The sequence below is a fragment of the Peribacillus sp. YIM B13482 genome (assembly GCF_042787975.1).
GTDB lineage: Bacteria > Bacillota > Bacilli > Bacillales > DSM-1321 > Peribacillus > Peribacillus simplex_A.
On the sequence record NZ_JBHZPF010000048.1, the window covers coordinates 1 to 13,171 of the forward strand.

The window sequence follows — 13,171 nt, forward strand, 5'->3', positions numbered from 1 at the left end:
ATTTCCTCCTCAAAATTGCGCGCTTTAGCTTAATTTTGGGGCGTTTTCTTTTGCATTTTCATGACATTCACTCAATTTCGGTGCTTTACTCGTGAATTTTGCACTTTTACTCGTGAGTTTCAATTTCCTCCTCAAAATTGCGCGCTTTAGCTTAATTTTGGGGCGTTTTCTTTTGCATTTTCATGACATTCACTCAATTCCGGTGCTTTACTCGTGAATTTTACGCTTTTACTCGTGATATTGCGCTTTTACTCGTGAATTTCAGTGCTTTACTCGTGAATTTTGCACTTTTACTCATGAATTTCAATTTCCTCCTCAAAATTACGTGCTTTGGCTTAATTTTGGGGCGTTTTCTTTTGCATTTTCATGACATTCACTCAATTTCGGTGCTTTACTCGTGAATTTTACGCTTTTACTCGTGAGTTTTGCACGTTTACTCGTGAATTCCGGTGCTTTACTCGTGAGTTTTGCACGTTTACTCGTGAATTTCGGTGCTTTACTCGTGAATTCGCCGTTCTAACTCGTGAAACTCGCCGCTTGTGCGGTTTTCTTTAAAAGTTGCTGGTTCCAAAAATAACTAGTGAGAATTCAAAATAGATACATCTTTCATTTTTTGCCGTGGAGAGCTTTTTCTAGGACAGGAATGAAGCAAGCGCGATCAGACGTGGTGGGAAAAAGGGGAATAAAAAAAAGGCGGAGAAAAATTATTCTCCGCCTTTTAAAAAAATCAATAATCGGATTCAGCCGTTAAGCCCTTTACGATGGAGACACCTGCACTCGCACCAATTCTTGTTGCACCAGCTTCAATCACTTTCTGGGCATCACTCGTGTTGCGGACACCACCTGAAGCTTTGACACCGATATCGGGACCGACCGTTTTTCTCATGAGCGTGATATCTTCGACAGTCGCACCGCCGGTCGAAAAACCAGTTGATGTTTTAACATAATCCGTTCCCGCTTTTACTGCCAGTTCACAAGCACGGACTTTTTCTTCCTCAGTCAATAGAGAGGTTTCAATGATTACTTTCGATAGAGCCTTACCAGTGGATGCAGCTATCACAGCACGGATATCCCGCTCTACCAACTCATCATCCTTGTCCTTCAATGCGCCGATATTGATCACCATATCGACTTCGTGAGCACCATTGCTGATGGCATCTTTCGTTTCAAAAGCTTTAGTTTCCGGTGTGGTTGCACCTAGAGGGAACCCGATAACCGTACAAACTTTCACTTCTGACCCTTCCAAAAGTTCGCTTGCATACTTAACCCATGTCGGGTTTACGCATACGGAAGCAAAGTTATACTCTCTCGCTTCTTCGCATAATACCTTAATTTGCTCTTTGGTTGCATCTGCTTTTAATAACGTGTGGTCAATTAAACCTGCTACATTTTGTGACATTAATAATCCTCCTCAAAACAAACTATAACTAGTTGTACGTACCTCTAATCATACCATAATTTATCCACTTTGACGATATATATAGTCTTTACCCGAACGTTCCAAGAAAACACATCAAACAGAGAATAAAAAAAAAGACAGCGTAAATTAGCCGTCTTAAATATTTGATGCTTGTTGCAATGGTAAATCCTTTACGATCGTCACGAACTGTCCTTCACTAAATGGATAGCCAGACTTTGTAATTTTCACTTTTACGATTTCACCGACCATTTCATCTGAAGCCGGGAAAACGATTTTCATATAATTATCGGAGTAGCCTTCATAAAGGCCATTTTCCAACTTCGTTTCAGGAATGACTTCCAGAACTTCACCCTCGAATCGGGAGGCATACTCTTTTGCCAGCTGATCCGACAAAGCGATAAGCCGGTGGACACGTTCATTTTTGACATCTTCATCCACTTGATCCTCCATACGGGCAGCCGGAGTCCCTGTCCGTTTTGAATAAGGGAAAACATGAAGTTCGGAGAATTTATATTTTTCTATAAAGTTATATGTCTCCATGAATTCTTCTTCGGTTTCACCTGGGAAACCTACGATGACATCAGAGGTAACAGCAAGACCCGGAAGTGCAATTTTCAACTTTTCGATTCGATCACCGAAGAAATCCATCGTATATTTACGTCTCATCCGTTTTAGTACTGTATCGGAACCCGATTGGATTGGTATATGCAAATGACGTACGACTTTTTTCGAATTCGTCAGCACTTCAATGATCTCATCTGTAATTTGGCTGGCTTCAATGGATGAAATACGGATACGCTTCAGCCCATCGATTTTTTCCAAGTCCCGCAGCAGCATCGCCAAATTATAGTCCTTCAAATCGTCTCCGTAGCCGCCAGTATGGATTCCGGTCAGGACTAACTCCTTATAGCCTGCCTCGACAAGCTGCTCAGCTTGGTGAACGACTTCCTTCGGATCGCGGGAACGCATCAAGCCACGAGCCCAAGGTATGATGCAGAAAGTGCAGAAATTATTGCAACCTTCCTGAATCTTTAGCGAAGCGCGTGTACGGTCTGTAAAAGCAGGTACATCCAACTCTTCATAGACACGGTTTTTCATGATATTTCCTACAGCATTGATTGGTTCACGTTCCACCTTGAATTGCTCGATATAATCAAGAAGTTTAACCCTGTCCTGTGTTCCTACAACAATATCCACACCTGGTATGGCCATGATTTCAGCTGGCGATGTCTGAGCGTAACATCCCGTTACCGCTATGACGGCATTCGGATTTTTACGAATGGCACGACGGATGACCTGACGGCTTTTCTTATCGCCAGTGTTTGTCACCGTGCATGTGTTGATGACATATACATCTGATGTATTTTCAAACTCAACACGATCATATCCCCCAGTTTTAAATAATTGCCAAATAGCCTCTGTTTCATAATGATTCACTTTACAGCCTAATGTATGGAAAGCGACCGTTGCCATTTTTCATCACCTCAAAAGTTCTACATGATAAGAAACAGCGGAAAGTGCATATAAAGGTGCTGTTTCAGTTCTTAATATTCTTGGTCCAAGACCGCAAGCTACAAAACCGGCATCAGACAGTTTTTCAATTTCCTTATCTGCTAAACCACCTTCAGGACCAAAGACAAATAAGATCGATTGCCCTCCGGTGATATCCTTCAGGACCGAAGCGAGTACAGAAGTTTCCCCCCGCTTTGCCTCTTCTTCAAAAGCGATTAATTTATGATTGAAACCGGAAGCATACCCAGCTAGCTGATCTGCCGTCATCGGCTCCTTGATGGCAGGGATAACAGTGCGGTGAGATTGCTCGGCCGCCTCTTTTGAAATCTTCTGGAGCCTCTCCAATTTCTTGCCTACCTTTTTGTGGTCCCATTTTACCACCGAACGAGCAGCAATAAAAGGGATAAACTCAACCGCACCCAGTTCCGTACCCTTTTGTACGATATATTCCAATTTATCCCCTTTAGGCAGACCGCTCGCTATCACAACCCTCACAGGAAGTTCCTTTTCTTCATTCTTCCATTCGATAACAGTCCCTATAACAACATCATCAGTTATTTCGGAAATTTCCGTGACAGCAGTCATACCATTAGCTTTCACCGTGATTATCCGCTCTCCCGGTCCCATTCTCATCACCCTGGAGATATGGTGAAAATCATCACCTGATATCGTCACCCTGTTTCCATTGATGTCTTCTTCGTTAAGAAAATACCGTTGCACACTGCCACCTACTTCATCTAGTCTAAAATACATACAGCGGCTAACAGTCAGGTTTCCCGAATGCAAGCCATGCAAGGATTCAAGCTAAAAAAAGGTACTCTGACTATCAAAATACCCGATAATCAGAGTAACTTTTTCAATTAATCATTTCTTTTCGCTATTATTGCTACCCAATCTTCCATCAAGATCGTTTCCTCAATGGTGAATCCAGATCCTATAATCGCATCCTTCACATCTTGTTTCTTTGGTTGAATGATCCCAGAAGCGATGAAATATCCGCCAGGTTTAACCACTTTCGCTACATCATCCGTAAATCGCATGATCACTTCGGCAAGAATATTAGCCACGACGACATCCGCTTGTTCATTCACACCATCCAGCAAGTTGCCTTGTGAAACGGACACTTTATTCTGCACGTTATTAAGTTCCACATTTTGAATAGCTGACTGTACAGCCACTTCATCCAAATCAAGGGACTGGATTCGTTCTGCATCCAATAATGCAGCAGCAATGCTTAGAACCCCAGAACCCGTTCCTACATCAACAACTAAATCCCCTGGACGAACTGTACGTTCCAACGCTTGGATACACATGACCGTTGTCGGATGTGTCCCCGTTCCGAAGGCCATGCCGGGATCAAGTTCAATGATCAATTCGTCACTGCTGACTGGAGTATAATCTTCCCATGTCGGCACGATGGTAAACCGTTCGGAAATCTTGACGGGATTATAATATTTTTTCCAAGCCGTCGCCCACTCTTCTTCATTCACTTCACTAATTGAAACAACATTCTTCCCAAGGTCTATATCAAAATGAAGGAGATTATTAATTGATTCCTTTATAGCATCAACAGTTTCACCAAGGAAGCTGTTAACTGGCAAATATGCCTTAATCAATACACCTTCATCCGGATAATCATCTGGGTTTAAGTGGTAGATTTCGCCAAAAACATTTTCGCGTTCCTTGACTAATTCTAGAGGATCCTCAATGACAACACCGCTGGCACCTGCCTCATGAAGAATATTCGAAACAGGTTCAACCGCTTCATTCGTTGTTTGGATTGCAAATTCAGACCACTTCATAATCTACCAACTCCCAATTTGTTCTTTTACTTTTATTCACCTATCTTTAAAAGCACGCTTCACTTTTGAGAAAAACCCATCATGATGTTCATCAATACCTTGACCGCTGATATCGCTGAACTCACGAAGCAGGTCCTTTTGTTTTTCCGTTAATTTTTTAGGTGTGACCACTAATACGACCACATGCTGATCTCCTTGGCCATATCCTCTGACATTAGGAACACCTTTGCCTTTTAAACGGAAGCGCGTGCTCGTTTGTGTACCGGCAGGGATCTTCAGCTTCACTTTTCCATGAAGGGTCGGAACTTCTATTTCATCCCCTAGTGCGGCCTGAGCAAAAGTAACAGGCATTTCACAATAGATATCATCGCCATCCCGCTCAAAGAATTCATGACTGCGCACATGGAAGACTACATACAGATCTCCGGCTGGTCCGCCATTGATTCCTGGCTCGCCTTGTCCGGTTACACGCAATTGCTGGCCATCATCAATTCCTGCTGGCACCTTAACTTGGATCTTTTTACGTTTTTGGACTTTTCCGTCCCCGCCGCATGTTGAACATTTATTAGGAATGATTTTTCCTGTTCCTTGACAATGATGACATGCTCTCCGGTTCACAATCCTTCCGAACGCTGTGTTTTGTTCTACATTCAATTGACCGGTCCCATGACAATGTGAACAGTTTTCCACTTTTGTACCTGGTTTTGCACCTGATCCTTTGCATGTATCACAATTCTCTTCACGCGGAATTTCAATTTCAGTCTCTTTTCCAAATGCAGCCTCTTCAAAAGAAAGCGTCATCGTATACTGTAAATCCGCCCCTTGACGTGGTGCATTCGGATCTCTCCTGCGTCCGCCGCCCCCAAAGAAACTGCTGAAAATATCTTCAAAACCGCCGAAACCACCAAAGTCCTGACCGCCAAAGCCCTGATTTGGATCTGTATGTCCGAATTGGTCATAATGGGCCTTTTTCTGGTCGTCGCTCAATACTTCGTAAGCTTCCTTGATTTCTTTAAATTTATCCGCAGCATCGTCCGCTTTATTAATATCAGGGTGATATTGTTTGGAGAGCTTACGATACGCTTTTTTGATTTCATCCTTCGAAGCACTCTTCGAAAGGCCTAACACCTCATAATAATCGCGTTTACTCATATCTAAAATCCACTCCCGATTCGATTCACATAAAGGTAATATTATCACTGAACGAAGATAATAATCAACTAGAAAAGTACAAACGGCTTTAACACTTTTTTGTAAATTGTAATGCCAGTCCCAATTTGCACACATTTCTCTCTAAATTTCCATGATTCCCCACCAGCGATTGTAAGAACAAAAGAAAATCAGATGCCAACACTTCCTGGCAATGATTCCATCCACTGTAAAAAAAGCCAAAGTCAAGATAACCTGACTTTGACTTTTCTACAATGGCAGGCAGAAATCAACTGCCCAATATATATCAGTGTCCCGATTGGGTCACTTTTTATTTTTTCTCTTCTTCGTTAACTTCCGTGTACTCTGCATCAACTACATTATCGTCCTGAGCAGATTCGCCAGCACCGGCTTCGCCAGCTTGCTGAGCTTTTGCCGCTTCTTCATAAAGCTTCATTGTCAAAGCTTGAACGATTTCATTAAGTGCATCTTTTTTCACGCGGATTTCTTCAAGCTCATTTTTCTCGATTGCAGCTTTCAGTTCGTCCTTCGCTTCATTCGCTTTAGTTACTTCCGCTTCGTCAACTTTACCTTCTAGATCTTTAAGCGTTTTTTCCGTTTGGAAAACTAATTGATCAGCTTCGTTACGAAGTTCGACTTCTTCTTTACGTTGTTTATCGCTATCGGCATTTTCTTCCGCCTCACGTACCATGCGGTCGATTTCTTCATCAGAAAGGCCTGAAGATGATTTGATGGTGATCGCTTGTTCTTTGTTCGTGCCAAGATCTTTCGCACGAACGTTCACGATACCATTTTTATCGATATCGAATGTCACTTCAACTTGTGGAATTCCACGCGGTGCCGGTGGAATGTCACTCAATTGGAAACGACCAAGAGTTTTGTTATCCGCTGACATTGGACGTTCACCTTGCAGGACATGGATATCAACTGCCGTTTGATTATCAGCCGCTGTCGAGAATACTTGTGATTTACTTGTCGGAATCGTAGTATTACGGTCAATCAGTTTCGTGAATACTCCGCCCATCGTTTCAATTCCAAGTGAAAGTGGAGTTACATCCAGAAGGACTACATCTTTAACATCCCCTGTCAATACGCCACCTTGAATTGCAGCACCCATGGCCACTACTTCATCAGGGTTTACACCTTTGCTTGGTTCTTGACCGATTTCCTTTTTGATCGCTTCAACAACCGCAGGAATACGTGTAGATCCGCCAACAAGGATTACTTTGTCGATTTCAGATGCTGAAAGGCCAGCATCTTTCAATGCTTGACGAGTTGGTCCCATAGTGCGTTCCACAAGACCTGAAGAAAGCTCATCGAATTTAGCTCTAGTCATCGTTACGTCCAGGTGAAGCGGGCCAGCATCTCCAGCTGTGATGAATGGTAAAGAAATTTGAGTTGAAGTTACGCCGGAAAGATCTTTTTTCGCTTTTTCAGCTGCATCTTTCAAACGTTGAACCGCCATTTTGTCTTTTGAAAGGTCGATTCCGTTTTCTTTCTTGAATGCTTCTACTAGGTAATCGATGATGACTTGGTCGAAATCATCTCCACCTAGACGGTTGTCACCGGCTGTCGACTTAACTTCGAAAACGCCATCCCCAAGTTCCATGATCGATACGTCAAATGTACCGCCGCCAAGGTCGAATACAAGGATCGTTTGATCTTCTTCCGTTTTATCCAAACCGTATGCAAGTGCTGCAGCTGTCGGTTCGTTGATGATACGTTCCACTTCAAGACCAGCAATTTGACCGGCATCCTTAGTTGCTTGACGTTCTGCATCATTGAAATAAGCAGGTACAGTGATAACCGCTTTTGTAACTTTTTCGCCAAGATACTCTTCAGCGTATGATTTTAGGTATTGAAGGATGATTGCAGACACTTCCTGAGGTGAGTATTCTTTTCCTTCAATTACTTCTTTATGGTCGGTACCCATATGGCGTTTAATGGAAATGATCGTGTTAGGGTTAGTAATCGCTTGGCGTTTTGCCACTTCCCCCACTTGTCTTTCTCCATTTTTGAATGCCACTACGGATGGTGTTGTACGGTTTCCTTCTGGATTCGGGATTACTTTTGGTTCCCCGCCTTCAAGTACAGATACACAAGAGTTTGTTGTACCTAAGTCAATACCAATAATCTTGCTCATAGTTTCACTACCTCCCAATTATTATATGTAAAAATCTTATTCGTTCACTTTTACCATTGCAGGTCGAATAACACGGTCTTTAAGAAGGTATCCTTTTTGGAATTCCTCGACGACGATGTTAGAACCGAAGTTTTCATCTTGAACTTGCATGACCGCTTGATGCAAACGCGGATCGAACTCTTCACCAACCGAACTAATCGGTTCGATGCCTTCTTTAGTCAATGCATCAGTAATCGCTTTGTAGACCATTTCCATGCCAGATAGCAGGGATTTCGTCTGTTCATTTTCCGCTTCGATTTTTGTAGCTCTTTCAAAATTATCAAGAGCCTCCACTAAATCAACGGCAATACTTTGAACTCTATATTTTTGAGCCGCCTCCATATCAAGCTTGGCACGGCGTCTTGAATTATCAAAATCGGCCTGCAGACGAAGATAACGGTTATCCATTTCTTCGATTTTTGCCTGAAGCTCAGCAATCTTTTCATGAGCCAATTGAAGTTCATCTTTTTCAACCGGAGTTTCCTCCTGGTTTTGTTCAGCTGGAATTTCATCTTCAGCGAAAACTGCATCTGCAGCGCTTTCCTCGATTGTTTCATTTTCCAATGTTTGTTCTTCGTTTTTATTTTCTGTCACAATCTCACCTCCCTAAAAGGGTTATACAATTTATGCTAAAGTAATACGTCAGGCTGCGGAGTATGACCTCCGCCACCTTAACAATATTACCTTTGCTCCTATTTTTGATACAGTTTTGTCATCAGGGCCGTTAAATCTTTCGAGAAAAACGAAAGCAAACTGATCACTCTCGAATATTCCATTCTCGTTGGACCCAATATGGCTAATGTGCCCACTTGCTCCTGCCCGATTGAGTAGGTTGCCGTAATCAAACTGCAGTCATCGAGCACTGTGTTTTGATTTTCACGGCCAATCTTGACGTGGATGCCCGATGGATTTTGGGTAATGAGTTCATAAAATCCCTGTTCCTGCTCAATCATTGATAAAAGCGTGCTTACTTTAGCAATATCATGGAACTCCGGCTGCCTCAGCATATTCGTTTTCCCGCCGAAAAATATCTTTTCGGGTTTTGTGTCCGTCAGGGTATCCGCCAGGACCGAGACCATCGATCCATAGTTATGGATGTGACGGCTCAAAAGAACAGCCACTTCCTTATAAATCTTATCCTTTAGATCAACCAGCGGAACATCGACTAAACGGGAATTTAATATGTTCACCATCTTTTCAATTTCGTTTATATCCAAAGAAGGCGGTAAGGAAATCATTCGATTTTCCACATGACCTGTATCAGTGATAATGATGGCTATTGCCGTTTCTGGGCTCAGAGGAATGATCTGGATTTTTTTCAGCTTATGCTCATTCACTTTTGGCCCCAGTACAATCGCCGTATAATTCGTCAGTTCCGAAAGTATTTTCGCTGACTTTTGAACGATCTTTTCCAATTCATAAATTCGTTCTACAAAAACGGATTTTAATATCTTCATTTCATTCTTTTTCGGAGCTTGAGGAGAAAGTAAATGATCCACATAATATCTATACCCTTTTTCAGAAGGAATCCTACCGGAAGAAGTATGGGTTTTTTCTAAAAATCCCATTTCTTCAAGATCGGACATTTCGTTTCGAATTGTGGCAGAGCTGAACGTAATTTCATCTTTCTTCGACAAGCTTCGTGACCCAACTGGCTGTGCAGAATGGATAAAATCCTCGATTATCACTTGTAGAATCAATAATTGACGATCAGTTAGCATGTATGATCACCTCTGTTAGCACTCTGTCTCTCCGAGTGCTAATATACTAATAAATTATCAAATGAAGCTTATGATGTCAACAATGAAAACCCCTAATTCATCGTTAAAATAACATAGATTTACTTCACTCGGAATCAATAACGCCTAAAAATGATTGGAACACTTCATTTCCAAGCAATTTTCCCCGTTCGGTTAAGCGCACGAACCCGCCTTCTATCTTAAGCAGACCCTTTGCCGATTCTTCTTCGAGCGGTTTCCTGAAAATCTCCGTCATTTCAACAAAAAATTTATTCTTGAAGTTTTCCAATGAAACTCCTTCCGTTTTTCGGAGACCCAAAAACATCTCCTCTTCCATCCGTTCATGAAGCGGTACTGGGTGCTCCTCCAAAACAGGCAGCTGGTTCGCCATCAATGGTGCGATATATTTCTTCACCGGACCATGATTGGCCACTCTTGTTCCTCCAGTATAGCCATGTGCACCGGCACCAATCCCATAATACTCCACATTATCCCAATATGTCAGATTGTGCCGGCTTTCAAACCCTTCACGGGCAAAATTACTGATTTCATATTGATGCAGACCATGCTTCTCCATCTCTTCCATCAGCCTCTCATACATCGAAGCCTCGAGCTCCTGCGGCGGCAGGCTTAATTTACCCCTTCGCATCTGATTATAAAAAACCGTCTTCGGTTCAACGATCAATGAGTAGCTCGAATAATGCGGCAATTGAAGGGCAATCGCTTTATCCAGCGTATCATTGAAATCTTCCATCGTTTGGCCCGGCAATCCATAAATCAAATCGATGCTGATATTCGTAAAGCCAACCTCTTGAGCCAGATGAATCGTTTCATATACTTCTAGAGCCCGGTGGGTCCGGCCAATTCGTTTTAATAATTCATCATTGAAGCTTTGCACACCAAAGCTAAGTCTATTGACACCTGAATGATAAAGTATCTCGAGTTTTTCTCTCGAAAGATCCCCTGGATTGGCTTCAAATGTATATTCAGCCTTTTCGGGGTCAAATGGCAGGGTTTCATTGATTGCTTCACATAAGAATGCAAGCTGCTTTTCATCTAGAGAGGTCGGTGTCCCTCCACCGACAAAAACAGTATCCAATCCTGCAGTCGGGTATTTGGAAAGCTGCATCACCATTTCCCTTTTCATCATCTGTAAATAATCGTCGACCGGCTGTCCCTGCAAAAACACTTTATTAAAATCACAATAGTGACAAATATGTTCACAAAATGGTATATGGAGGTAGGCGCTTTTAATCATTGTGTTCACAACCTTTTAATCGAATGAGTCGATAGAAAAAGAGGCTAGATCTCCTCTACCCTCTTTTTTCTATCTATCGTTTATTTTATTTATTTTTTTGGTGTCGTATCATCCATTTTCAAAACAGCCATGAAAGCTTCTTGCGGCACTTCAACGGAACCTACCTGTTTCATCCGCTTTTTACCTTCTTTCTGTTTTTCGAGCAACTTACGTTTACGGGAAATATCGCCGCCGTAACATTTAGCCAATACGTTTTTGCGCATTGCACTAATCGAAGAACGGGCCACGATTTTTTGCCCGATTGCCGCTTGGATCGGCACTTCGAATTGTTGTCTTGGAATCAATTTCTTCAATTTTTCAACAATGACTTTACCGCGTTCATAGGCAAAGTCCTTATGAACGATGAAACTTAAAGCATCGACAGTTTCAGCATTCAGTAAGATATCCATCTTCACAAGCTTGGACGGTTTGTAGCCAATCAACTCATAATCGAATGAAGCATAGCCTCTTGTATTGGATTTCAATTGATCGAAGAAATCATACACGATTTCCGATAAAGGTATTTCATAATGAATGCTCACACGGGTCTCATCGATATATTCCATATCAATGAAGTTGCCGCGTTTATTTTGACAGATTTCCATGATCGTTCCGACGAACTCCGTCGGTGCCATCATCGTCGCTTTGACGTACGGCTCCTCGACCCGTTCAATCTTTTGAGCATCTGGCATATTAGACGGGTTATCTACTTTCAGGACCGTTCCGTCTGTTTGGATCACATCATAAATAACACTCGGCGCAGTTGTGATCAGATCAATTTTGAATTCACGTTCAATCCGTTCCTGGATAATTTCCATATGAAGGAGTCCAAGGAATCCGCAACGGAAACCGAAGCCCAATGCTTGCGATGATTCCGCTTCGAACTGCAGCGCTGAATCGTTCAATTCCAATTTCTCTAACGCATCCCGTAAATCATTGAATTTCGATGCGTCAATTGGGTATAGACCGCAATATACCATCGGATTCATCTTCCGGTAGCCCGGCAATGGTTCTGTCGCACTATTCACGGCACTGGTAATCGTATCACCAACAGTCGTATCACCAACGTTTTTAATGGCTGCCGTAAGGAAACCTACATCACCGACGTTCAGTTCATCCAACAGCTGGGTCTTTGGATTGAAGACACCCAATTCGGTTACATCAAATTCCTTGCCCGTGGACATCATTTTGATTTTGTCGCCCACTTTAATGGAACCTTCAACAACACGGATATAAGCAACCACACCGCGGTACGCATCAAACAGTGAATCGAAAATAAGCGCCTTGAACGGGGCATCGGGATCTCCCTGTGGAGCTGGGACCAATTCAACGACCTGCTCCAAAATCTCCTCGATTCCGATTCCCGCTTTAGCTGAAGCCAAAACTGCATCGGAAGCATCCAACCCGATTACTTCCTCGATTTCTCCACGTACCCGTTCTGGATCAGCACTCGGCAAATCAATTTTATTGATGACCGGAATGATTTCCAGATTGTTGTCCAAAGCTAAATACACGTTTGCAAGCGTTTGGGCCTCAATACCCTGTGCCGCATCGACAACAAGGACAGCCCCTTCACAAGCTGCAAGGCTTCGTGACACTTCATACGTAAAATCGACATGTCCCGGTGTATCAATAAGATGGAAAATATATTCTTCGCCATCTTTCGCATTATATTTCAATTGAATCGCATTCAATTTAATCGTAATTCCACGCTCACGCTCTAAATCCATGGAATCCAACAGTTGACTCTTCATTTCACGCTGAGTCATGGCGTTCGTTTTTTCAATGATACGATCCGCCAATGTAGATTTACCATGATCAATATGAGCGATGATGGAAAAGTTACGAATCTTTGATTGTCTTTTTAATTTTTCTTCTCTATTCATGACGTTCACTCCCACTAGTCGACACAATACACTATTTTTTATTATATCAATAGAAAATGCAAGATTCAACAGAATAGTTACAAAAGAAGCATCATTACAGGGCAAAGCATAAAAAAAGGCTGCATTCCGGATTCGGATGCAGCCTTTGGATAGGGAACACTCA

10 protein-coding genes are annotated in these 13,171 nt (G+C 42.4%); all 10 read right to left on the reverse strand.

The features are described from left to right. Positions 1-727 precede the first annotated feature (727 nt). Positions 728-1,399 (reverse strand): deoxyribose-phosphate aldolase, encoded by a 672-nt coding sequence (gene deoC, locus ACFX4L_RS19385; RefSeq protein WP_061464109.1) that lies wholly within the window; start codon positions 1,397-1,399, stop codon positions 728-730. A 156-nt stretch (positions 1,400-1,555) separates the two neighbouring features. Further along, positions 1,556-2,893 carry a tRNA (N(6)-L-threonylcarbamoyladenosine(37)-C(2))-methylthiotransferase MtaB gene (mtaB, locus tag ACFX4L_RS19390; RefSeq protein ID WP_289337326.1) on the reverse strand — a complete coding sequence of 446 codons (1,338 nt, stop codon included), beginning with the start codon at positions 2,891-2,893 and terminating at the stop codon, positions 1,556-1,558. Positions 2,894-2,899: 6 nt separating this feature from the next. After that, entirely contained in the window at positions 2,900-3,652 is a 753-nt protein-coding gene (locus tag ACFX4L_RS19395; RefSeq protein ID WP_377405931.1) for a 16S rRNA (uracil(1498)-N(3))-methyltransferase, read from the reverse strand. Between the two features lie 140 nt (positions 3,653-3,792). Further along, positions 3,793-4,734 (reverse strand): 50S ribosomal protein L11 methyltransferase, encoded by a 942-nt coding sequence (gene prmA / locus ACFX4L_RS19400; RefSeq protein WP_125160699.1) that lies wholly within the window; start codon positions 4,732-4,734, stop codon positions 3,793-3,795. A gap of 36 nt (positions 4,735-4,770) precedes the next feature. After that, the gene (gene dnaJ, locus ACFX4L_RS19405) at positions 4,771-5,886 is read right to left on the reverse strand and encodes a molecular chaperone DnaJ (RefSeq protein WP_284470199.1); all 1,116 of its coding nucleotides are present in this window, start codon (positions 5,884-5,886) and stop codon (positions 4,771-4,773) included. A gap of 328 nt (positions 5,887-6,214) precedes the next feature. Continuing rightward, positions 6,215-8,047 carry a molecular chaperone DnaK gene (gene dnaK / locus ACFX4L_RS19410; protein ID WP_061464114.1) on the reverse strand — a complete coding sequence of 611 codons (1,833 nt, stop codon included), beginning with the start codon at positions 8,045-8,047 and terminating at the stop codon, positions 6,215-6,217. A gap of 36 nt (positions 8,048-8,083) precedes the next feature. After that, entirely contained in the window at positions 8,084-8,680 is a 597-nt protein-coding gene (gene grpE, locus ACFX4L_RS19415) for a nucleotide exchange factor GrpE (protein ID WP_375166214.1), read from the reverse strand. Positions 8,681-8,778: 98 nt separating this feature from the next. Beyond that, positions 8,779-9,807 carry a heat-inducible transcriptional repressor HrcA gene (gene hrcA, locus ACFX4L_RS19420; protein ID WP_061464116.1) on the reverse strand — a complete coding sequence of 343 codons (1,029 nt, stop codon included), beginning with the start codon at positions 9,805-9,807 and terminating at the stop codon, positions 8,779-8,781. A gap of 124 nt (positions 9,808-9,931) precedes the next feature. Beyond that, complete coding sequence (gene hemW, locus ACFX4L_RS19425; protein ID WP_377381461.1) at positions 9,932-11,083, reverse strand: radical SAM family heme chaperone HemW; 1,152 nt, start codon at positions 11,081-11,083, stop codon at positions 9,932-9,934. An 89-nt stretch (positions 11,084-11,172) separates the two neighbouring features. Continuing rightward, positions 11,173-13,008: a translation elongation factor 4 gene (gene lepA / locus ACFX4L_RS19430; RefSeq protein ID WP_061464119.1), complete on the reverse strand. Its 1,836-nt coding sequence runs from the start codon at positions 13,006-13,008 to the stop codon at positions 11,173-11,175. Positions 13,009-13,171 lie beyond the last annotated feature (163 nt).

What these genes read in the sequence shown, in the direction of transcription:
- dnaK (WP_061464114.1), bottom strand. Translation starts at nt 8,047, where the DNA reads ATGAGCAAGATTATTGGTATTGACTTAGGTACAACAAACTCTTGTGTA.
- prmA (WP_125160699.1), bottom strand. Translation starts at nt 4,734, where the DNA reads ATGAAGTGGTCTGAATTTGCAATCCAAACAACGAATGAAGCGGTTGAA.
- deoC (WP_061464109.1), bottom strand. Translation starts at nt 1,399, where the DNA reads ATGTCACAAAATGTAGCAGGTTTAATTGACCACACGTTATTAAAAGCA.
- dnaJ (WP_284470199.1), bottom strand. Translation starts at nt 5,886, where the DNA reads ATGAGTAAACGCGATTATTATGAGGTGTTAGGCCTTTCGAAGAGTGCT.
- mtaB (WP_289337326.1), bottom strand. Translation starts at nt 2,893, where the DNA reads ATGGCAACGGTCGCTTTCCATACATTAGGCTGTAAAGTGAATCATTAT.
- lepA (WP_061464119.1), bottom strand. Translation starts at nt 13,008, where the DNA reads ATGAATAGAGAAGAAAAATTAAAAAGACAATCAAAGATTCGTAACTTT.
- hrcA (WP_061464116.1), bottom strand. Translation starts at nt 9,807, where the DNA reads ATGCTAACTGATCGTCAATTATTGATTCTACAAGTGATAATCGAGGAT.
- hemW (WP_377381461.1), bottom strand. Translation starts at nt 11,083, where the DNA reads ATGATTAAAAGCGCCTACCTCCATATACCATTTTGTGAACATATTTGT.